The sequence below is a fragment of the Photobacterium sp. Hal280 genome (assembly GCF_037162255.1).
Classification (GTDB): Bacteria; Pseudomonadota; Gammaproteobacteria; order Enterobacterales; family Vibrionaceae; genus Photobacterium.
The window spans coordinates 2,661,786-2,684,564 of the sequence record NZ_JARLUO010000005.1 but is presented as its reverse complement, the minus strand read 5'-3'; the positions used below and the strand labels follow the sequence as shown (position 1 = coordinate 2,684,564).

At 53.0% G+C, this 22,779-nt stretch carries 15 protein-coding genes and 1 other annotated feature; of the genes, 9 read left to right on the top strand and 6 right to left on the bottom strand.

Annotated elements, in window-relative coordinates; translation table 11 throughout:
* Positions 1-256: 256 nt before the first annotated feature.
* Both P4S53_RS21585 and gltB read right to left on the bottom strand, forming a co-directional pair.
* On the bottom strand, positions 257-1,729 hold the full coding sequence (locus tag P4S53_RS21585) for a glutamate synthase subunit beta (protein WP_337114313.1): 1,473 nt from the start codon (positions 1,727-1,729) through the stop codon (positions 257-259).
* Positions 1,722-6,275, bottom strand: coding sequence for a glutamate synthase large subunit (gene gltB / locus P4S53_RS21580; RefSeq protein WP_337114312.1), 4,554 nt, complete (start codon positions 6,273-6,275; stop codon positions 1,722-1,724). The genes P4S53_RS21585 and gltB overlap by 8 nt, the downstream gene beginning before the upstream one ends.
* A gap of 682 nt (positions 6,276-6,957) precedes the next feature.
* Here gltB and P4S53_RS21575 point away from each other — a divergent pair.
* Both P4S53_RS21575 and arcB read left to right on the top strand, forming a co-directional pair.
* Positions 6,958-8,766: a GGDEF domain-containing protein gene (locus P4S53_RS21575; RefSeq protein ID WP_337114311.1), complete on the top strand. Its 1,809-nt coding sequence runs from the start codon at positions 6,958-6,960 to the stop codon at positions 8,764-8,766.
* Between the two features lie 40 nt (positions 8,767-8,806).
* Positions 8,807-11,164, top strand: a complete 2,358-nt coding sequence (gene arcB / locus P4S53_RS21570; protein WP_337114309.1) for an aerobic respiration two-component sensor histidine kinase ArcB — start codon at positions 8,807-8,809, stop codon at positions 11,162-11,164.
* Positions 11,165-11,243: 79 nt separating this feature from the next.
* On the opposite strand, the gene arcA is transcribed toward arcB, so the two are convergent.
* Complete coding sequence (gene arcA, locus P4S53_RS21565) at positions 11,244-11,963, bottom strand: two-component system response regulator ArcA (protein ID WP_337114308.1); 720 nt, start codon at positions 11,961-11,963, stop codon at positions 11,244-11,246.
* Positions 11,964-12,383: 420 nt separating this feature from the next.
* Here arcA and P4S53_RS21560 point away from each other — a divergent pair, with 420 nt between their 5' ends.
* Both P4S53_RS21560 and P4S53_RS21555 read left to right on the top strand, forming a co-directional pair.
* A complete protein-coding gene (locus P4S53_RS21560; RefSeq protein ID WP_337114307.1) occupies positions 12,384-12,839 on the top strand; it encodes a DUF3293 domain-containing protein in 456 nt (151 codons plus the stop codon).
* 11 nt (positions 12,840-12,850) lie between these two features.
* Positions 12,851-13,342, top strand: a complete 492-nt coding sequence (locus P4S53_RS21555) for a putative 4-hydroxy-4-methyl-2-oxoglutarate aldolase (RefSeq protein WP_337114306.1) — start codon at positions 12,851-12,853, stop codon at positions 13,340-13,342.
* A gap of 18 nt (positions 13,343-13,360) precedes the next feature.
* Here the strand turns inward: P4S53_RS21555 and P4S53_RS21550 are convergent, their stop codons facing one another.
* Both P4S53_RS21550 and aceK read right to left on the bottom strand, forming a co-directional pair.
* Entirely contained in the window at positions 13,361-13,813 is a 453-nt protein-coding gene (locus P4S53_RS21550) for a hypothetical protein (protein ID WP_337114305.1), read from the bottom strand.
* Between the two features lie 126 nt (positions 13,814-13,939).
* A complete protein-coding gene (aceK, locus tag P4S53_RS21545; RefSeq protein WP_337114304.1) occupies positions 13,940-15,670 on the bottom strand; it encodes a bifunctional isocitrate dehydrogenase kinase/phosphatase in 1,731 nt (576 codons plus the stop codon).
* Between the two features lie 405 nt (positions 15,671-16,075).
* Positions 16,076-16,190: a sequence feature (Thr leader region), on the top strand.
* Between the two features lie 101 nt (positions 16,191-16,291).
* Here aceK and thrA point away from each other — a divergent pair.
* The 5 genes from thrA to P4S53_RS21520 all read left to right on the top strand — a co-directional run bounded on the left by thrA (position 16,292) and on the right by P4S53_RS21520 (position 21,997).
* A complete protein-coding gene (gene thrA, locus P4S53_RS21540) occupies positions 16,292-18,751 on the top strand; it encodes a bifunctional aspartate kinase/homoserine dehydrogenase I (protein ID WP_337114303.1) in 2,460 nt (819 codons plus the stop codon).
* Positions 18,752-18,753: 2 nt separating this feature from the next.
* Positions 18,754-19,710, top strand: a complete 957-nt coding sequence (thrB, locus tag P4S53_RS21535) for a homoserine kinase (RefSeq protein WP_337114302.1) — start codon at positions 18,754-18,756, stop codon at positions 19,708-19,710.
* Positions 19,711-19,712: 2 nt separating this feature from the next.
* Positions 19,713-20,999 (top strand): threonine synthase, encoded by a 1,287-nt coding sequence (thrC, locus tag P4S53_RS21530; RefSeq protein WP_337114301.1) that lies wholly within the window; start codon positions 19,713-19,715, stop codon positions 20,997-20,999.
* A gap of 259 nt (positions 21,000-21,258) precedes the next feature.
* A complete protein-coding gene (locus P4S53_RS21525) occupies positions 21,259-21,447 on the top strand; it encodes a CopG family transcriptional regulator (RefSeq protein WP_027253128.1) in 189 nt (62 codons plus the stop codon).
* A 208-nt stretch (positions 21,448-21,655) separates the two neighbouring features.
* Positions 21,656-21,997 carry a zinc ribbon domain-containing protein YjdM gene (locus tag P4S53_RS21520; protein WP_337114300.1) on the top strand — a complete coding sequence of 114 codons (342 nt, stop codon included), beginning with the start codon at positions 21,656-21,658 and terminating at the stop codon, positions 21,995-21,997.
* A gap of 68 nt (positions 21,998-22,065) precedes the next feature.
* On the opposite strand, the gene grcA is transcribed toward P4S53_RS21520, so the two are convergent.
* On the bottom strand, positions 22,066-22,443 hold the full coding sequence (gene grcA / locus P4S53_RS21515) for an autonomous glycyl radical cofactor GrcA (RefSeq protein ID WP_337114299.1): 378 nt from the start codon (positions 22,441-22,443) through the stop codon (positions 22,066-22,068).
* Between the last annotated feature and the right edge of the window lie 336 nt (positions 22,444-22,779).

The following is a 22,779-nucleotide window of genomic DNA, read 5'->3' as shown; positions in this document are numbered from 1 at the left end:
CTTTAATTCTGGTCATAAATTCTGGATTATTCAAAGTCAACTATTTATCTGTATGATTTATAGTGGTTTATTATTTTTTTGAAATATTTTGTTTACAATTGAACGTGTCGAAACTGAGACTTTTTTGCTGTAAAAGGAAGTGATTTTCATTTGCAGGAGAGGTTGGAGTTAAAAAGGATAAAACACTGATTCATTTTAAATAAAAAAGCCAGCTCCTGGGAGCTGACTTTAAATTTTAGTATAAAATCAAGGTTGATCAGGATTCTGATAGCATAAGTGAATGGTCTTTCGCTTCCAGCTTAGAATCACCCATCAGGTAAGCATCAATTTCACGGGCACATTCACGGCCTTCGTTGATGCATCTTACGACCAGTGACTGTCCGGTTCGCATATCACCTGCAGCAAACACGCCAGGCTGGTTAGTGGCAAATCCCTGGGTGGCAACATTGCCGCGCTCATCCAGTCCAATATTGAGCTGGGCCAGCACACCCTGCGGTTCCGGATGCAGAAAACCCATCGCCAAAAAGGCCAGATCACACGGAATGATGCGCTCAGAACCCGGGACTTCTTCAAAACCAGGACGCTCGCCGGGTTTGGCTTCGTTCCAGTGGATATCTGCAATCCGCAGTGCCGTGACCTGACCATCGTCATTGCCGATGAATTCTTTGGTCAGGATATTCCAGTGACGCTCACACCCTTCTTCATGAGAGGTGGAGGTGCGCATGATCATCGGATAAGCCGGCCAGGGCTGATTCACCGGGCGCTTCTCTGGCGGCATCGGCATGATTTCGACCTGAGTGATGCTGGCTGCGCCGTGACGGTTTGATGTACCGACACAGTCAGAGCCGGTATCACCGCCGCCGATCACCACCACATGTTTCCCTGCAGCATGAATCTCTGCTGTTTTCAGATCCATATTGTTGGCACGGCGGTTGTTCTGGCTCAGAAATTCCATCGCAAAATGGACGCCTTTCAGTTCACGGCCCGGGATCGGCAGGTTACGCGGCACAGTGGAACCGCCGGTCAGCAGGACCACATCATGCTGTTTGCGCAGCTCTCGTGCATCAATGTCCACACCGATGTGGGCATTGACGACAAATTTGATCCCCGCCTGTGCCATCATATCCAGTTTACGGTCAATCACACTCATGCTGAGTTTGAAATCCGGAATACCAAAGCGCAGCAGACCGCCTATTTTCTCGTCGCGTTCGTACACTGTGACGGTATGGCCGGCGCTGTTAAGCTGCTCTGCGGCTGCCAGGCCTGACGGGCCGGAGCCGATAATCGCCACGCTTTTGCCTGTGCGGCTGCGCGGGGTTTTCGGCTTTGCGTAGCCTTCACGGTATGCTGTTTCAACAATGGTCTTCTCTATGTTACAGATGGTGATCGGATCTTGGTTGATCCCCAGGACGCATGAGCTCTCACACGGCGCAGGGCATACACGCCCTGTGAATTCCGGGAAATTATTGGTCGAGCTCAGGATATGCCAGGCTTCCTCCCAGCTGTCGCGGTACACCGCATCGTTAAACTCAGGGATGATATTGCCGATCGGGCAGCCGTTGTGACAGAAAGGCACGCCGCAATCCATGCAGCGTGAAGCCTGTGTGCCAATTTTGCTGCCGAACGCGTCATTCAGAACGAATTCTTTGTTGTCCTGAATACGTACTTCAGGGGCAATTTTTGACGGCAGTTCACGGCCGTGCTCGAGAAATCCGGTTGCCTTACCCATGGCTCACCTCCAGTGCTTCCTTGTTCTGTGCTTCTGCCGCTGCTTTACGTTTTTGCAGCACGGCCTTGTAGTCGCGTGGCATCACTTTGACGATGTGTTTGAGGTTTTCCTCCAGATTGCTGAGGAAGGTTTCAGCCACCGTACTGCCGGTCAGTTGCTGGTGACGCGCCACCATATCGCTCAGCAGTGCAATGTCTTCGCTGTCGAGCGGATCCAGGTCGACCAGCTCAGGATTGAGTTTGCTTGCAAAGTCGCTGAACTGATCCCAGACGTAGGCGACACCGCCGCTCATACCTGCCGCGAAGTTACGACCGGTCTGGCCGAGAATAATCGCCACGCCGCCTGTCATATATTCGCAGCCGTGGTCACCCACACCTTCAACCACCACACGGGCACCTGAGTTACGGACACAGAAACGCTCACCGGCTTTACCACGGATGAATGATTCACCCGATGTGGCGCCGTAGAAGCACACGTTGCCGACGATGATGTTGTCTTCGGCAATCAGATCAGACTTGGCATCCGGGTAGAGCACCAGCTGACCGCCCGACAGACCTTTGCCCCAGTAGTCGTTGGCATCGCCTTCGACTTCAAAGCACACACCTTTGGCCAGGAAAGCCCCCAGGCTCTGGCCGGCAGAACCTTTGAACTTCACCTGCATCGGCTGCGGCAGGCCCTGGTCTTTGTAGACTTTGGAGATCTCGTTCGACAGCATGGTGCCGACGCTGCGGTCGATGTTGGTGATCGGGAACTCAGCGTTGACCGCTTCACCACGCTCCAGTGCTGGCTGAGCCGCAGCAATCAGCTGACGATCCAGCACGGCATCCAGATGGTGGTTCTGGCTGCACTGGTTGTAGACACCGTCGGCCTCACGGGCCGGTTCAATGTGCAGCACAGGGCTGAGATCCAGGTTTTTGTATTTCCAGTGACCGATGTTGTCACGGATTTTCAGACGCTGTGACTGACCGACCATCTCATCTATGGTACGGAAGCCCAGCTCTGCCATAATTTCGCGCAGGCCTTCGGCCATGTACTGGAAGAAGGTCACCACGTCTTCGACGCGGCCGTCGAAACGTTCACGCAGCGTCTTGTTTTGCGTCGCGATGCCAACAGGGCAGGTGTTTTTATGACACTTACGCATCATGATACAGCCTTCCACCACCAGTGCTGCGGTGGCCACGCCCCATTCTTCGGCACCCAGCAGGGTGGCGACAGCCAGGTCTCTCGGGGTTTTCATCTGACCGTCACTTTGCACCACGATCCGGTTACGCAGGCCATTTTTCAGCAGTGTCTGGTGTGTTTCTGCCAGTCCCAGTTCCCACGGCAAGCCTGTATGGCGAATCGAGGAAATCGGCGAGGCACCGGTACCGCCGTCGAAACCGGCGATCAGGACCACATCGGCTTTGGCTTTGGCGACACCTGACGCGATGGTGCCGACACCGGCCTCAGACACCAGTTTGACGTTGACGCGGCTCTTGCGGTTGGCGTTCTTCAGGTCATAAATCAGCTGCGCCAGATCCTCGATCGAGTAAATATCGTGGTGTGGCGGCGGCGAGATCAGGCCGACCCCAGGGGTGGAGTGACGCGTCGCTCCGATCCAGTCGTCCACTTTATCACCCGGCAGCTGACCACCTTCACCCGGCTTGGCACCCTGTGCCATCTTGATCTGCAGCTCATCGGCGTTGGTCAGGTAATAGGAGGTCACCCCGAAGCGGCCAGACGCGACCTGCTTGATGGCTGAGCGTTCCCAGTCACCATTGTCTTTTTTCTCGAAACGGGCCGGGTCTTCACCGCCTTCGCCTGAGTTCGACTTGGCGCCGATGCGGTTCATGGCAACCGCCAGGGTCGAGTGCGCTTCATGGGAAATCGAACCGAAGCTCATCGCACCTGTGGCAAAACGCTTGAGAATGTTTTCAGCCGGTTCGACTTCATCCAGCGGGATGCTGCGGCTGGTATCCACTGCAAACTGCAGCTGGCTGCGCAGAGTGGCCGCGTGGTCGCCCTGGCTGTCGACGGCGTGGCAGTATTGCTTGAACTGATTGTAGTCCTTGCCACGGGTAGACTGTTGCAGCAGAGAAATCGTGGTCGGGTTAAACAGGTGTTTTTCACCACGTTGTTTCCATTGATAGACACCGCCGACATCCAGCATTTGCAATGGGATATCCCGCAGCGGATAACCAATGCGGTGGCGAATCAACACTTCTTTGGCAATGTCATCCAGGGTCAGCCCCTGAATCCGTGACACAGTACCGGTGAAATATTTGTCGACCACAGCTTTGCTGATCCCCAGTGCTTCAAAAATTTGTGCACCGTGGTAGGACTGCAGGGTCGAGATTCCCATTTTGGAGAAGATCTTCAGCAGACCGCCGTTCACGGCTTTGCGGAAATTGCTGAAGTACTTGTCAGCGCTGACGTCTTTGTCCAGCTTGTTACGTTGCTGCAGCGAGACAATGGTTTCTGTCACTATGTACGGGTTGATCGCGTTGGCACCGTAGCCGATCAGGGTGGCGAAATGGTGTGTTTCGCGGGCATCGGCGGTTTCAACCACCAGATCACACTTGGCACGCAGCCCTTTGCGGATCAAATGATGGTGTACCGCCCCGACAGCCAGCATGGCCGGAATATGGGCATGCTGTGAGTTGACGGCGCGGTCACTGAGGATCAGGATCGAGTAGCTGTCATTGACTGCATCTTCGGCGTGCTGGCACAGATGGTTGAGTGCTTGTTCCAGTTTGCCTGCTTCGTCGCTGGCCTTAAAGACGATATCCAGGGTTTTGGCCTGCAGGTGGGGCTTGTCGATGGCGCGCAGTTTTTCCAGCTCGGCATCGCTCAGAACCGGTGAGTTCAGCTCCAGTTTCTGGCAGTGCGACGGGCCTTCACTCAGCAGGTTCTGATCTTCACCCAGATAGGTGTTCAGTGACATCACCATACGTTCACGGATCGGGTCGATCGGGGGGTTGGTCACCTGAGCAAACAGCTGCTTGAAGTAATGGGATAAATGCTGCGACTGGTGTGACAGAATCGCCAGCGGCCAGTCCGCCCCCATGGATCCCAGCGGCTCTTTACCGTCACCGGCCATTGGCAGAATGATTTCGTTGACTTCTTCATTGCTGATGCCAAAAGCCTGCTGCTGATGCAGCAATTTTTCAGCTTCAGGCTGGGTGTGGCTGTAATCGGCCTCAGGCAGATCGCTGAGGTGAAGCAGGTTGTTCTTCACCCAGTCTTCATAAGGTTTGGCAGAGGCAATGCTGTCTTTGACTTCGTCATCAGAGACGATACGGCCTTGTTCCAGGTCCGCGACAAAGATACGGCCGGGCTGTAAACGGCCACGGAAATGGACATTCTCAGGGGCGATATCAACCACACCGGACTCTGAGGCCATGACCAGGAAATCATCTTTGGTCACTGTATAGCGAGACGGACGCAGGCCGTTACGGTCCAGAGTGGCACCCACTTGCACACCGTCCGTGAAACAGACAGAAGCCGGGCCATCCCAGGGCTCCATCAGGTTGGCGTGATACTGGTAGAACGCACGGCGTTTGGGATCCATGGCCGGATTTTCCTGCCAGGCTTCCGGGATCAGCATCATGAGTGCATGGGGCAGACTCCGGCCGGACAGCACCAGGAGTTCCAGGGCCATATCAAAGTTGGCCGAGTCCGAGGCTCCTTCCTGGCAAATCGGCAGCAGCATGTTGAGCTCTTCTGCGCTGAACAGATCTGATTGCAGCAAGGCTTCGCGGGCTTTCATCCAGTTCAGGTTACCGCGCACCGTGTTGATTTCACCGTTATGGGCGATATAACGGAAAGGCTGCGCCAGACGCCATCTCGGGAAGGTGTTGGTGGAAAAACGCGAGTGAACCAGTGCTAAGGCACTGACCATAGACGGGTTTTGCAGATCGAGGAAATACTGCGGCACCTGCTCTGTCGTGAGCTGGCCTTTGTATACCAAGGTTTTGCTGGAGAAGGCGTTAATGTAGAAATCGTCACCAATGTTGGTCACGCTTTCCAGACAGACTCGAACCGTGTAGTTACGCAGGACATACAGCTTGCGCTCCAGTTCTTCCTGCGGCATATCGCTGCCGCCGGTGACGAAGGCGTGTTCAAATTGCGGCTCAGTACTGAGGGGATCGGCACCAATCATGCTGTTATCTGTGGGCAGTACGCGGTAGCCAAGTACGCTCAGGCCCAGGCGTTGGGCGTTGCGGGCCAGAATGTCGCGGCACTGTTCACGTTTGTCTTCGTCTTTCGGAAACAGGATGACTCCGACGCCATACTGCTCAAAGGCAGGCAGTGCCAGGCCAATTTTCTGACATTCCTGCAACAGGAATTCATGGGGTTTTTGCAGCAGGATACCGGCACCGTCACCACTGCAGGGGTCGCAACCCTGACCGCCCCGGTGCTCCATACGAGCCAGCATGTCCAGTGCCTGAGTGATGACCTGGTGGGACTTACGGTTCTTGAGATGGGCAACAAAGCCGATACCACAGGCATCGTGCTCCATTTCAGGGACATAAAGCCCCTGACCATTCAACACTTGATCTGTCATAACTACATCCTTCCAGTGTAGAGCAGACGGTTCCTCCGTCTGCGGTTCCCTATTTATTTTTATATAGACCTGCATGTCTTGGTCAGGCGGGCATCTTGCCCGTGACTGACCGCAGGAGGGCTGCCTTATCTGAAGGGAGGCAGCCGGTCTCAGGCGCAGGACTAAGCCAGCACGCTAAAGACATGAAAGCCATCCTGGCGGATGGCAATCTGGTTATATAATGCACACAATGAAAATATATTACAGATCTGTTGGCTGAATTACTATCACTAAATCCGACTTTAGTTGTAGTGCGGGCTAAAACTCTGGTCGGTTTAGTTAAAATTATGATTAAAGATTCACTATTTAATAATGTTGATGAATTGTTACGCATTGTGGTGAGGGGAGGAGATTTTTTGATGGGAAATTTATAGTTGTATTTGTGGTTATTTTATTTCAGATTGTGTTTTTGGCATGATGAAATGTGATTTAGATTCCGTACTAGCAGATTGCTCTGTCATGATGAATGTAATCAGTGTCGAATCCTTGACGCTCTGGAGTGTCAAACATCACTTTTTGGCATTTTAAAAATCCGCGACATGCAGCACCTTCTTGCAACTGTGTTAAATTGGCGGTTGAGTATTGCAGAGCCAAGATGGCCTACACGGAACCGCCAGGGAAGACTGCGGGGAGAAGAAACAGCATGCAGAAAGTGAACATGATGGCGTTTGCTATCCTTGCCTGTACCGCTTTACCGGTATGGGGGATAGCTGAAGAAGGGCTGAATATGTCAGTCATAGGTATGACATTTCTGTTGGTGGCTGTTTTAACTTCACTGGCGGCCTGGATAGTGCATCATTTGGGCAGTCTGGCCTTTCGGCGTCTCCATGCCACCATTTCCCGGCTTCCCATTGCAGCGGCCATTGTCCGCAGTAAAGATGGCGAACTGTTTTATGCCAATGCCAGCTGCCGGGAACTTTTGGGGGTCAGTAAAGTGGAGAACCGCTTTTACTATCCGGAAGGGATTGGCGCGCGGATGATGGCCGATGTCCTGCGCCCCTTACAGCCGGGCACGGGGTTTGAAAACGTAGAAGAAACACTGCAACTCGGCCATTCGACCATCCGGGTGCTGATCTCCGGACAGTTGCTCAGCTATCGCTGGCAATCGGCCTGGTTACTGTTTTTTGTTGCGCCAACCAGCCCGGCGAGCCCTTACGTTCAGATAGAGCAGCGCGTTTTCCAGCGCGTCCTGAACTCACTGTCAGAGCTGGTGTATTTTCAGGATAAGGCCGGCAATATCATCGGCACCAATACCGCCTTTGATCGTTTCTGGCGCGGCCGCCGGGAAGAGGGACTGATACAGGGCGATCCGACCGGCATTGGCGAGACGCCTGTGATTCATACCTGGACCACGGCGCCGGATGGGGCCAGCCGGTTGCTGGAAACCAATAAAACCGTGATGACAGATGAAGACGGTCTGATCATAGGCACCCTGAGTATCAGCCACGACGTGACCGACTGGCACGAGATGCAGGAAAGCCTCAAGCAGGAGATAGAGAAGCGGGAAGTCACGGAGCAGATCCTGGCTCAGCGCAACACCCTGCTCAACTCCATCCTCAATGCCAGTCAGGATCCGATTGGTCTGTACAATGAACACGGCGTCTATGTTGGCTGTAATGAACCGTTTGCCAAAGTACTGGGGTTCAGTGCCAAAGAATTGATCGGCAAGACAGCCCGCAATGTGATTGATCCTGAGATGCTGCAGGAGTTTTATCAGACCGACATCAAAGTGCTGAGAGACGGTCTGACCGTGAAGACGGATGCCTATGTCATTCTCGAAACCGGTGAACCGGTCTGGTATGAAATCGTGAAATCCCCGTATCGCGATCCGACCGACGGCTCAGCCGGCGTGTTGCTGATCGCGCGGGACGTGACAGAGCGTAAGCAGGCTGAGCAGCAGCTGGCCGACGCCATCATGGAATTGCAGGAGCTCAGCTTTGTCGACAGCCTGACAAAAGTGGCCAATCGCCGCAGCTTTGATGAACAGCTGCGTAAACTCTGGCACAGCCATATGCGCGAGCAACAGCCTCTGACATTAATTCTTTGTGATATCGACAGTTTTAAAGCTTACAACGATAATTACGGCCACCAGCAGGGCGATCATGCGCTGCAGGAAGTGGCCCAAGTGTTCGACAGCGTGATCCGGCGGGAAACCGATGAAGTCGCCCGTTATGGCGGTGAGGAGTTTGCCTTTTTGCTGCCAAATACACCTTTGGCGGGCGGGCAAACCGTGGCAGGCAAAATCCACAATAAACTGGCTGAAAAAGCCATTCCTCATGGCTTTTCCGACATCAGTGACATGTTGACGGTCAGTCTGGGGGTGGCGACCATGACACCCATGCCGAATCAGGATTACGGCGAGTTGATTGCCATGGCAGACAAAGCGCTTTACAAAGCAAAAGCCGACGGGCGGAATACCACCCGCCTGATGGCTGAATCAGATGAGTTTTAATGCTGCCTGAGGGCAGCATTTTGTTGTAGCAGGAATCACAATGAAACAAATAAAAATGTTGGCGCAGTTCTATGTCGACCTGTTGGTGAAGCTTGGCATCGTGCGCTTCAGCCTGCTGCTGGCGTTAGCTCTGGTGGCATTGGCTGTGGTGGTCCAGGTGGGGGTCACTCTGGCACTGCAGGGCGAAGTTCTGGATATCGATATTGTCCGCTCTGTTTTTTTTGGCCTGTTGATCACTCCCTGGGCGGTTTATTTTCTGTCTGTGGTGGTGGATCAGCTGGAAGACTCCCGTCAGCGGCTGTCTAAGCTGGTGACCAAGTTAGAAGAAATGCGCTCCCGGGATCTGACCCTGAACAAGCAGCTGAAAGATAACATTACTGAGCTGAATCAGCAGATCGAAGTGCGAATCAAGGCAGAAGAAGAGCGCCGGATTGCGATGCAGGATCTGGAGAACGAGGTGGCACAGCGGGAGAGTGCCCAGCTGGAATTGGCCGAGCAAAGCGCCTTGCTGAAGTCCTTTCTCGATGCGTCGCCGGATCTGATTTATTACCGTAACGAAAAGAACGAGTTTTCGGGTTGTAACCGGGCGATGGCTGAATTAACCGGCAGAACAGAACAAGAGCTGGTCGGCCTGACCCCCTGGGATGTATACAGTGAAGAGGTGGCGGTCAAGATCGTGGAAACCGATCAACAGGTTTTCACGCAAAATATCTCGCTGACCTATGAGCAGTGGCTGGAATATCCTGATGGCCGCAAAGCCATTTTTGAGTTGCGGAAAGTGCCTTTTTACAGCCGCGATGGCCGCCGGCTGGGTCTGATGGGGTTTGGTCGCGACATTACCGAGCGCAAGCAATATCAGGAAGCTCAGGAGAAAGCCAGCCGGGATAAAACCGCGTTTATTTCGACCATCAGCCATGAATTACGGACACCGCTGAACGGGATCGTTGGATTGAGCCGGATGCTGCTGGAAGGCCCGCTCAATGATCAGCAGCGCGGCTATATGCGGACGATTTATGTCAGCGCCATTACTCTAGGCAATATCTTCAATGACATTATCGACATGGACAAGTCGGATCGCCGCCGTCTGGAGTTGTTGCCAACGCCGCTGGATTTCGATGCCTTTATCGAAGAGATGGGCAACATTTCCGGCCTGATGGCCGAGCAGAAGGGCCTGCGATTCGATCTGGAGCAACTGACGGATTTACCGCCCTATATTCAGGTCGACGGGACGCGGCTGCGCCAGGTGCTGTGGAATCTGATCAGCAACGCGACCAAGTTCACCAAGGAAGGCGGGGTCATTCTGTCTGTGAGCAGCGAACTGCTGGACAACCAGCAGGCGGAAATCACCTTTGAGATCGAAGACAGCGGGATCGGCATTCCTGAGTCTGAGCTGGATAAAGTGTTTGCCATGTATTATCAGGTCAAACAGGGCCAGGATAATCTGCACGCCGTCGGCACCGGCATTGGTCTGGCGGTATCGCGCCAGCTGGTGAACATGATGGGCGGGGATATTGAGGTCAGCTCCGAAGTCGGGGAAGGCAGTACGTTCACCGTCACTATCTGTGTCCCTGTGCTTGAGCAGATTGTTGAAGATGAAGAGCTGCCCGAATTGGCACAGCGTTCACTGCGCATTTTCATGGTGGAAGATATCGAGCTGAATATCACGGTTGCCAAGGCCCTGCTGGAGGGCCTGGGGCACCAGGTGACGGTGGCAATGCGCGGGGATGAAGCCCTGGAGGTGTTTACACCGGGTCAGTACGATTTGGTGCTGCTGGATATTCAATTGCCGGATATGACCGGCTTTGAAATCGCCAAAGTCCTGCGTGCGCGTTATCGCCAGCTGCCGCCACTGGTAGCGCTGACGGCCAATGTGATTAAAGACAAGCACGAATATCTGGATCAGGGCATGGATGATGCCATCAGTAAGCCGCTCAGCGTCAAGGCGATTAACACTGTGATTCAGGCTTTGATACAGCAGGGTGCCAGCCAGACGGATAGCACGGAGCCTGTGATAGCGGACGAGAGCCGTCTGAGCGAAGATACGCTGAGCAAACTGCTGGATTTGGAGATGCTGGACTCCTATGTCGATATTGTTGGTGCTCAGCCTGTGTATGATTCTCTGGCTATGTTCGAAAAAATGATGCCTGAGTATCTGGCGATTCTGGATTCGAATATGACGGCGAAAGACAAGGACGGCATTAAGTTTGAAGCGCACAAGATCAAGGGAGCCGCGGGTTCCATCGGACTGAAGCGTATTCAGCAAGTGGCCCAGAAAGCGCAGTCGCCTGAACTGCCGGCCTGGTGGGAAAACATTGAAGACTGGGTTGATGAAATCAAAACGAGTTATCAGGCCGATCTGAAGGTGCTGAAAACCTGGCTAGCCAGTAAAGAGACCTGAACAGGCTGAGAGCAAACCATGAAAAAAAGCGTCGCAATCGCGACGCTTTTTTGTATTCCGGACAAGTGAGTGTCTGGTCTTAGTTTTCTTCGATATCACCGCAGAAACGGTAGCCTTCACCATGGATCGTGGCGATGATTTCCGGGGTGTCGGACACTGATTCAAAATGCTTACGAATACGGCGGATAGTCACGTCAACGGTGCGGTCATGCGGCTTCAAATCACGGCCGGTCATTTTTTTCAGCAGCTCAGCACGGGTCTGGATCTTGCCCGGGTTTTCGCAGAAATGCAGCAGGGCACGGAATTCAGAGCGCGGCAGCTTGAATTGATCACCGCTCGGGCTCACCAGAGAACGGCTGTTCAGCTCCAGAGACCAGCCGTTGAACTCATAGCGTTCAACCAGGCGGCGATCTTCTGAGGCCAGACCCTGGCTCATTGCACGCGTGAGCAGGTTGCGTGCACGAATGGTCAGCTCTCGCGGATTGAAAGGTTTAGTGATGTAATCATCAGCACCAATTTCCAGCCCAAGGATTTTATCCACTTCGTTGTCACGTCCGGTCAGGAACATCAGCGCCATATCGCCTTGCTCACGCAATTCACGCGCCAGCAGCAGACCGTTTTTACCTGGCAGATTGATATCCATGATCACAAGGTGAACATGATGTTCAGACAGCATCTTGTGCATTTCTGCACCATCACTGGCTTCTAAAACCGTATACCCTTCTGCTTCAAAGATGCTTTTCAGGGTGTTACGGGTTACGTGCTCGTCTTCTACAATTAGAATGTGAGGGGTTTGCATTGGCAGTACCTAATTACTCAAAACGGAATCTGGTCTAACAGAGAATATTTCAATTCTATAAAAATAATTCGCTTACAGGCAAAGTAACAGAACAGCTGCGGTTTGCACCCGTCTTTTCAACTACCTGCTGGTACGCCATCCTCATTTTTCAGCGGCCCAACGGACAACTTGCTGAAAAACCCGAACTTGCGGGACTGGCTACAATTTCCCTTGGATGCAGACGATTGTATGCATTTAACAGCGTACTAACAATATGATTTTATTGTATTGCGCTCAGTTTTTTCGATTTTACCGTGCCATACTAGCGTATCGGAAACACTATCTTATTGTTATAGCTCAAACAATTTGTTGTTTCATCAATGAAATAAGGCTGTTAAAGATAACAGTCTTATGGGCTGACCAGGCAGGGAGATCAGACACATGTCGGAAGATGACCGTCACGCTGATGATGACCGGTTGCAGGACAGGCATGCAACATGGCTCAGCTATCAGCAGATCATTTTTCGTGCGTCTGCAACACCTGACTACGCAAACTTCGCTATTTTAACCGCTTTTAACCCTGAAAGTATTGTGCTCAGTTGTAAGGAAAATCGTCAGCGGCAGCGGCGTCTGGAAGCTGAACTGTCCGCTTTGGGATATGCTTACCTGAGGCTTGATTGCAGTGCGCCGGACGGGCGCTGGCATGAGCCGAGTCTGGCGGTGTGTGCCGGGTTAAGTCAGGCCTGTGCGCTGGCGGCGAAGTGGCGGCAAAATGCCATTTACTGGGTATCACAGCAGCAGTTGTACCTGGTGCCCGTGATGCTCAAAAATCAGGGTTTTTCTCAGACTGCGCTCGGGAAATGGCCCGCTTACCTTCATATTCAAGGATTAGAGTAAGGAGTTCTACGATGAAAGATCTACTGCCGGATTTGTGTGATCACTACGAGGATGAAGTACGTTGGTTGCCGCTGGCACATCGCGATTTTGGTGGGAAATCTGTGTTCTATGGCGAGGTAGTCACACTGCGCTGCTTTGAAGATAACAGCCTGGTGAGGGATATTCTCAATGAAGACGGCACCGGCAAGGTGCTGGTAATCGATGGTCATGGATCGTTAAACAAAGCCTTGTTGGGTGATCAGCTGGCTTTGCTCGCGATCAAGAATCAATGGGAAGGCATCGTGGTGAACGGCGCAGTGCGTGATGTTGTTGCACTGAGCGAGATGGCGCTGGGGGTGAAAGCCATCGCGACATGTCCGTTTAAAACCGAGAAGCGCCAGACCGGCGACAGAAATGTCACCCTGACCGTCGCCCATACGCTGGTTTACCCCGGAGATATATTGTACGCGGATCCCAATGGTATCTTGCTGAGTAAAGAGCCGCTGGATTTGTCCGTGCTCTGAGGTCGGCGTTCAGTTGGCCTAAAACCGAAAGCCAATACCGAGCTGATACACCTGCTCTAACGCTTCATAATCCATGGTGGCATGCAGGTTGACCTTCTCATTCAGCTCGTATTGACTGCTGAGTTCGACCCCCAGCCGGGTGTTTTCTTCCACCCGCTCAGACGTCACCGCACTGCGCAGGCTGATTTTGGGGCTGAAGTTGTACTTTACGCCCGATAACAAGCCGCGTGTTGCGGCCTGCTGCTGGTTACCGCTTTTAAGGCGGGTACTGACATACAGCTGGGTGGACTGGGTCAGGGCATAGGCATAACCGCTGTCTATCTGCCAGAGATCGAATTGCTCGGCACTGCGTGACTGAGAATTCAGAAACCATCCTGCCATTGCTGACGCTGAAACAGGCTCAGTTGCCGGCTCGGTGGCCAGCGCTGGCCAGGCCAGACAGAATAAGAGCAATAAGCAGCAGTGTTTCATCCTCAGCCATCCCTGTGAGTGCAGTTTCCTTTGTATGACAATTAATCCTAGGCCAGAAATATTTCACAAAGTGCGTATTTCGTCGCACCGCACTGATTTACATCTCAGATTGCGGCAAAGATCAACTTACGAGTGATTTTGTGCTCTCATCAACCGGTGTTTTTCTTTGTACGGAAAGACATCTTCAAACCGCCCTTGTTCAATGTTGGACTGTAAGTGCTGCCAGTAGCCGGGATCAAACAGATCGCTGTGCAGCTCATCGAACAGTTGTCGCACTTTGGGATTGATCAGCAGGAAAGTCCGGAATTCTTCAGGGAAAACATCATTGGTGCCCACGCTGTACCAGGGTTCGGCTGACAGTTCATCTTCCGGGAACCGGGGCGGCGGAATACGGCGGAAATTAATTTCGGTCATGTAGCTGATTTCATCATAGTCATAGAAGACCACGCGTTTATGGCGCGTCACCCCGAAGTTTTTGAACAGCATGTCACCCGGGAAGATGTTGGCGGCTGCCAGTTGTTTGATGGCTTTGCCGTATTCATCCACGGCGTGGCGCAGATCGTCATCACTGGCTTGTTCAATATACAGGTTGAAAGGGATCATCCGGCGTTCAATGTAGAGGTGCTTTATCATGATTTCCTTGTCCGTCACGATAAGGCTCGACGGCGCTTCACGCCTGAGCTCCTCTAATAAAGTATCGCTGAACCGGCTGCGGTCAAAACTGAAGTTGCGGTACTCCTGGGTATCAGCCATCCGGCCGACCCTGTCATGTTCCTTCACCAGCTGGTATTTCTCTTTGACCGTGGCCCGGTTCATCTCTTTCTGAGGGGCAAACTTGTCTTTGATCACTTTAAACACAAACCCGTAGGATGGCAGCGTAAAGACGCTCATCACCATGCCTTTAATCCCCGGCGCCAGATCGAACTTGTCGTCGGAGTGTTCCAGGTGATGGAGAAACTCCCGGTACAGCTCTGTTTTGCCGTGCTTCTGGCAACCGATGGCGGTGTAGAGTTCGGCATGGGTTTTGTTAGGTAACAGCTCACTGAGGAAACGGACCAGTGCGGCGGGAGCGGGGGCGTACACCATGAAGTAGGAGCGCGCAAAACCGAAGACGATACTGACATCATCGACATGGCACAGGCAGGCATCGACGTACAGTTGGCGGTTTTCAGTGGTCAGCACAGGCAACACCAGCGGGATCTGGGTGTTGTCTTCCAGCAACAGCCGGCCAATCAGATAAGCGGCTTTATTGCGGTAAAAGGGTTCTTTGATCAGCTCAAGCCGGGCTTTTTGCATCGCTGTGGTGCCAAACTCATCCTCGAGTCTGGCGACGATCAGAGCAATATCCCGGTTTTTGTCTTCCCAGCTCAGGGTGAAGGGGGTTTCATCCATCATGCGTTCAAACAGATAGTGCGGCCCGTTTTCAGACTGGTACAACCGGGTTAAAGCCGTTGGATAAGGCGCGATGCGCCCGGCCTGAGAGCTGTGCACAAACAGTTTGTCGCGGTTGATATCGCGATGCTCGAAAATTCGGCAATAGACGGAATTAAAGAAGCTTTCCGCAATATCATAGCGAGGGTAATCCAGCAGCAGATCTTCATAGGAGGATTTGACGGCGGTCAGAAACTCGCGGTTCGCGTATTGCCTGCCGAGCATAATCTGGATCTGGCGGCTGACCAGTTCGACATGATGGTCGTAAAAGCTGATCCGCTGTTTCAGAGCCTGATGGACTGACATCCAGTCCTGATTTTCAAACCTGTCCTGCGCACCGGCGGTGACATCCAGAAACCGGCCGTACATGGCATCAAAGCCTTGGAGTATGGTATGTGCAACAAGCTGTTCCATCGCCGCTGTCATGCCGGATCCCTCCGAAATATTATTGTAATCATTGTTATCCTCCAGGCTGTCTTCCTGCATGGCCTGTGAGTGATCTCTCTGGTTCTGAGGGTGCGTTGACTGTCCTGAACCAGAACATTGTTGGGCTTGAACGGATAAGTTGCTTCAGGTCTTGCTTGAGGAGGCAAATCATCCTTACGAGTTACTATGCTATGTCAATGAGTTAACTGCAATTGCAGAAATGCGATTTCCTCTAATTTTATGCGACGAATCTATTCTTGGCGGGAATAATGAATTGGCAGAGACAAAAACTGTATTCTGGGAAAGTAAGAAATAAATCACTAGTCAGTGTTGACTCATACCTGGGGATCAGGTAAACGTAAACAACACGCACACAACATTAGCAATCATATAAAAGCATGGCACTGAACCTTATCGGCACCACCACCATTATTATTACCGGCACAAACAGTGTTGGGGCGGGCTGATACGCGCAAGATTTCAAAAAAAGCCCGCACCTCACAGTGCGGGCTTTTTTTCACCATGATTTTTCAGATGCAATGGCAAGATTCACTGGCCACACACAATAACAGCCAGGAAGTAGTTGCCGACAAGTCAAAATTAACGGAAGTGGAGTAGGGAATGCGAGTGCTTAAGTTTGGCGGTTCATCTTTAGCGGATGCCGACCGGTTTCTCAGGGCGGCGGACATCATCGCCAGTAATGCCCATCAGGGTGAAGTTTCAGTGGTGCTGTCAGCACCAGGCAAAGTGACCAACAAACTGGTGTCAGTGATTGATACCACAGTTGCGACAGGCGATGCTGAACTGCAGCTCACTGATCTGGAAAACACCTTTAACAGCCTGTTTGAGGGGATTGCGCAGCATTTACCTGCATTTGATCGTTCAGCTGTGGATGCCAAGCTCGCCAGCTCGCTGGGACAACTGAAGCAACTGGTCCACGGGATGAAGTTGCTGGGACAGTGCCCGGATAATGTTTACGCCCGTGTCATCAGTAAAGGCGAGCGCCTGTCGATCGTGGCGATGAAATCGGTGCTGGAAGCCAAAGGACACAAAGCCGATCTGATTGATCCGGTTGCTTCTCTGGTGGCGCATGGTGATTACCTGGAAGGGCATGTTGATATTGAAGTCTCAACCGACAACTTCCGTCGTCATCCGCTGGCTGAAGGGCACATCCATATTATGCCCGGGTTTACGGCCGGCAATGAGAAAGGGGAGCTGGTGATTCTGGGCCGCAACGGTTCGGATTACTCAGCCGCTGTACTGGCCGCCTGTCTGCGAGCCGAGTGCTGTGAAATCTGGACCGATGTCGATGGCGTGTATAACTGCGATCCGCGTCTGGTGCCTGATGCCCGTTTGCTGAAATCGCTCAGTTACCAGGAAGCGATGGAGCTGTCTTACTTCGGCGCCTCTGTACTGCATCCCAAAACCATTGCCCCCATCGCACAATTTCACATTCCCTGCCTGATCAAAAACAGTTTTAACCCGCAAGGGGCCGGTACTCTGATCGGCCAGGATACGGGTGAAGACAAGCTGGCAATCAAAGGTATTACCACGCTCAAAAACCTGACCATGGTGAATGTGTCCGGTCCGGGTATGAAAGGCATGGTTGGCATGGCGGCCCGCGTTTTCGGGGCGATGTCGGCGTCAGGCGTCTCAATTGTTCTGATCACTCAGTCTTCATCTGAATACAGCATCAGTTTTTGTATCGAAAGTGATGATCAGCAAGTGGCAGAGCAGGCGCTGCGTAATAATTTTGAGCTGGAGCTGAAAGAAGGGCTGCTGGAGCCGGTAGAATTCATTGACGATTCAGCCATCGTGACCCTGGTCGGGGATGGCATGCGCACCTCCCGTGGTGTGGCGTCTCAGTTCTTCACTTCGCTGGCTGAAGTGAATGTCAATATTATTGCAATTGCTCAGGGGTCTTCTGAAAGGGCAATTTCCGCTGTGATCCCGGCCAACAAGGTCTCGGAAGCGGTGAAAGCCTGTCATGAGAACCTGTTCAACAGTAAGCACTTCCTGGATGTGTTTGTGGTTGGTGTCGGTGGTGTCGGTGGTGAGCTGGTGGATCAGATCCAGCGTCAGCAGGAGAAACTGGCGCAAAAAGGGATTGTGATCCGTGTTTGCGGCTTGTCGAACAGCAAAGGTATGCTGCTAGACAATAATGGCCTGCCGCTGGAAAACTGGCGTGATGCGATGGGTCAGGCGGCAGAGGGCTTTAATCTGGCCAGTCTGATTCAGCTGGTGCAGCGTCACCATATCATCAACCCTGTGATTATCGATTGTACGTCTGATGAAGGCATTGCCGAGCAGTACGTCGACTTCCTGGCAGCCGGTTTCCATGTGATCACCCCGAACAAGAAAGCCAATACCGCCAGCATGGCTTATTATCACCAGCTGCGTCAGGCCGCGCGCGTGACCCGCCGCCGTTTTATGTATGACACCACTGTTGGTGCCGGTCTGCCAGTCATTGAAAACCTGCAGAACCTGATGGCTGCCGGTGATGAGCTGGAGCGTTTCGCCGGGATTCTGTCTGGTTCGCTGTCTTTCATCTTCGGGAAGCTGGACGAAGGCATGAGTCTGAGTGAAGCAACGACCGTGGCCCGCAATAACGGTTTCACTGAGCCGGATCCCCGTGATGATCTGTCCGGCATGGATGTGGCGCGCAAACTCTTGATTCTGGCCCGTGAAGCCGGTTATGCCCTTGAACTGAGCGATGTGGTGGTCGAGCCGGCCTTGCCGCCGGGCTTTGATCAAAGTGGCGATGTCGAGGCCTTCATGCAGCGTCTGCCGCAGGCCGATGCTTACTTCAGTGAATGGTCAGCCAAAGCGGCCGCAGAAGGCAAAGTCCTGCGCTATATAGGAGAAATCGACCAAGGTCAGTGCAGCGTCAAAGTGGCGGCCGTTGATCCCGATGATCCGATGTTTAAGATCAAGGACGGCGAGAATGCCCTGGCTTTCTACAGCCGTTACTATCAACCCATTCCTCTGGTCCTGCGCGGATACGGCGCCGGTACCGAGGTCACAGCGGCAGGGGTTTTCGCAGATCTGATGCGTACCGTCGGCTGGAAACTGGGAGTCTAATCATGAGTGTGACTGTTTACGCACCGGCATCCATTGGAAATGTCAGTGTCGGTTTTGATGTTCTCGGGGCGGCCGTGTCGCCCGTTGATGGCACCCTGCTGGGGGATAAAGTGACAGTGGCCGCCGGCACAGCGCCCTTTTCACTGCGATGTGAAGGGGACTTTGTCGCCAAGTTGCCGGCTGAGCCGCAGGAGAACATCGTTTATCACTGCTGGCAGGTGTTTGCCCGCGAACTGGATAAGAAAAACGTCAGCCTGAAGCCTGTGTCGATGACACTGGTGAAGAATATGCCCATTGGCTCCGGCCTGGGTTCCAGTGCCTGTTCCATTGTGGCCGCCCTGGATGCCCTGAACCGCTTTCATGATAACCCGCTGACAGAGACAGAACTGCTGGCGCTGATGGGGGAAATGGAAGGCCAGATTTCAGGCGGTGTGCATTACGATAACGTGGCGCCCTGCTATCTTGGCGGGCTGCAATTCATGGTCGAAGAGCTGGGGATCATCAGCCAGTCAGTACCGAGCTTCGATAATTGGTACTGGGTGATGGCGTATCCTGGCATCAAAGTCTCGACCGCTGAGGCCCGCGCTATTTTGCCGGCGCAGTACCGTCGGCAGGATATCATTGCCCATGGCCGTTATCTGGGCGGTTTTATCCATGCCTGCCACAGCCAGCAGCCGCAGCTGGCCGCCAAAATGATCAAAGACGTGGTGGCAGAACCCTACCGCGAAGGCTTGCTGCCGGGCTTTAAGGAAGCGCGCCAGTACGCCTTGGAAGCCGGCGCGTTAGCCAGTGGTATTTCAGGTTCAGGCCCGACCATGTTCAGTATCTGTGATGATCTGGAGGTCGCAGAGCGCATTGCCCGCTGGCTGCAACAGCATTATGTCCAGAATGATGAAGGATTCGTCCATGTCTGTCGTCTCGACAGCCAGGGTTCAACAGAAATAGGAAGTGAGTATTAATCATGAAGTTGTATAACTTGAAAGATCATCAGGAAGAAGTGTCTTTTTCTCAGGCGGTCCGCCAGGGGCTGGGCCGTAATCAGGGCCTGTTTTTTCCTGAACAATTGCCGGATTTAGGCGACATCGATGCGTTGCTGGCGCAGGATTTCGTCACCCGCAGCAGCCGTATCCTGTCTGCTTTTATCGGCGATGAGCTGGGCGCGGACACCGTTCAGCAAATGGTAAGTAACGCTTTCCAGTTCCCGGCCCCGGTGGCTCAGGTGAAAGATGGCGTGTATGCGCTGGAACTCTTCCACGGTCCGACCCTGGCCTTTAAAGATTTCGGTGGCCGTTTTATGGCCCAGTCGCTGGCGGCTGTGTCTGACTCGAACGGTAAGATTACCATTCTGACCGCTACCTCAGGCGATACCGGTGCCGCTGTGGCGCACGCCTTCTACGGGATGGACAATATCAAAGTGGTGCTCCTGTATCCGAAAGGCAAGATCAGCCCGCTGCAGGAAAAGCTGTTCTGTACGCTGGGCGGCAATATCCACACCGTGGCGGTGAACGGCACCTTTGATGATTGCCAGTCGCTGGTCAAGCAGGCCTTTGATGACGCCGAGCTGCGCCAGGAAGTGGGCCTGAACTCAGCCAATTCCATCAACATCAGCCGTCTGATGGCGCAGATCTGTTATTACTTCGAAGCGGTGGCGCAGTTGCCGAAAGCTGCTCGCGGCAACCTGGTGGTGTCGGTGCCAAGCGGTAACTTCGGTAACCTCACCGCAGGTCTGCTGGCCAAAGCGCTGGGTCTGCCGGTGAAGCGCTTTATTGCCGCCACCAATGTCAACGACACCGTGCCGCGCTATCTGCAAAGCGGTCAGTGGGAGCCGAAAGCCACAGTGCCGACCATTTCCAATGCCATGGATGTCAGCCAGCCCAACAACTGGCCCCGCATCGAAGAGCTGTGCCAGAAACAAGGCTGGGGTCTGAGCGAGCTGGGTTATGGTGCAGTGACTGATGAGCAGAGTGCCGAAACCCTGCGTCAGATGGATGCGGCAGGCTACTTGTGTGAACCGCACGGTGCCATTGCCTACCGCATACTCAATGAGCAACTGCAAGACGGCGAGACCGGCCTGTTCCTGTGTACGGCGCATCCGGCTAAGTTCAAAGAAGTGGTGGAAGAGATCCTGCAAAAAGAGATAGATTTGCCGGCGCCACTTGCTAAGCATGGCGCGATGGAGCTGCTGTCGGTGGAGCGCGACAATGATTTTGCTCAGTTAAAAGCTGTGCTGCAAGCCGTTCAGGACTGATAACTTTCTGCGAGCCAGACTCTGATTGAGCCACCGTTATGGTGGCTCTTTTTGTCTGTGTGTCCCGTCCTGCTTGACGTTACAGCGGTGTTGACTGCGTTCATTCACTGGAACGCCAGCCCGGCCCATCGCATAATTCAGCGATGCTCATGGGATTCACTCACTTGTCGCCTATCTGCATCATCAAGTCGTTTGGGTATATTCATCACCCGGTTAAGATTATAATTTGATTATCATGTCCGACCGAGAGTAGCTGAGTGTGGAAAGCAAGACTGCCCGTTTTACTGTATTGATGGATCCCCGCAAAAAGCAGGCTTTTGAAAAGCTGTGCGCTTCCCAGGATCTGACCCCCTCCCAGGTGGTCCGTCAGTTGATCCGTGAATATCTGGAAAAACATGACATCAGTTATCTCGATGATGACGCCACGAAGAACCCTCAAGTGAAGTAATGGTGTCTGGCTGTGCTCCTGAGCCGGTATAAGCTGTTATTTTTAAGGCCCCGCTGTCTTTGATAGCGGGGCCTTATGATGAATGGAACGTCGAGGTGATAATTTAATGATAATTACATTATAATGTTTGCATCCCGTCCGGCATTGGCAAGTCAGTGCAGGGCGAATATCTTTAAGTGACGACTTTTTCAATGAGAGATAGCAGCGTATGAGCGATACCTTACCTCCTTGCCCGGAATGCAATTCGTCTTATGTTTATGAAGACAGCAACCTGTTGATCTGCCCGGAGTGTGGCCATGAGTGGATCCAGGGTGAAGTGAAAGAAGATCCGGATGCACTGATTGTGAAAGATGCGAACGGCACTGTGTTGCAGGACGGCGATTTCGTTACCTTAATCAAAGATCTTAAGGTTAAAGGGTCGTCGTCTGTCGCCAAAGTGGGGACGAAAGTGAAAATCAATCGCCTGGTGGACGGTGACCACAACATCGATTGTAAGATTGATGGCATTGGTGCCATGATGCTGAAGTCTGAGTTTGTGAAAAAAGCCTGATTTCAGTGAATGCCAGACGAAAAAACGCCGCAGCCCAATGGGTTGCGGCGTTTTTGTATAGCAAGCCCTTACAAAGTGTCGGTGAAGGTCCGGGCGATGACATCTCGCTGCTGCTCTGGCGTCAGCGAGTTGAAGCGTACCGCGTAGCCAGACACCCGAATGGTCAGCTGAGGATATCGCTCCGGATGCGCCACAGCGTCTTCCAGAGTTTCGCGTTTGAGCACATTGACGTTGAGATGCTGGCCGCCTTCAATACGCGGCGCCTGTTCAACAGGCAGTTCGCGATACTCAAACTGACCCAGTTCAGACTGGGCGATATCCTGATCTTGCGCAAAGCCGTCAATAGCGCACAGGCAACGGGCTGTGCCCTTGGCAGCGTCCAGCAGCCAGATGGAATTGAGCAGTTGAGGATTGGCCGCTTGGGTAATTTGAATGCCGGTGATCATGGCAGCTCCTTGGTTGTGTTCAGAATGAGCAGAATGGCGAGCCTGACAAGGTGGCCAGGCGTTGTTATTGAATCTGCATCCTACCGCGTTGGCTATCAGGCCCCTTGATCTGCATCAACGAAGCGCCCTTACTGCCGGTTGCGTGACGCTGCACAAATTGTGCGCAAAAATGCGCTCAACTGGCGCATCAGCGATAAAGCAGATTGCTGCTTTGGTCGCCTGAGGACTACAGATGCCGCTAAATCACTGTGAGACAAGCCCAGTGAACAAACTGACAAAGTTGGCATTGATCTTTCATTGAATAGACTGAACCTTCGATTATGAGGAAATACCCTA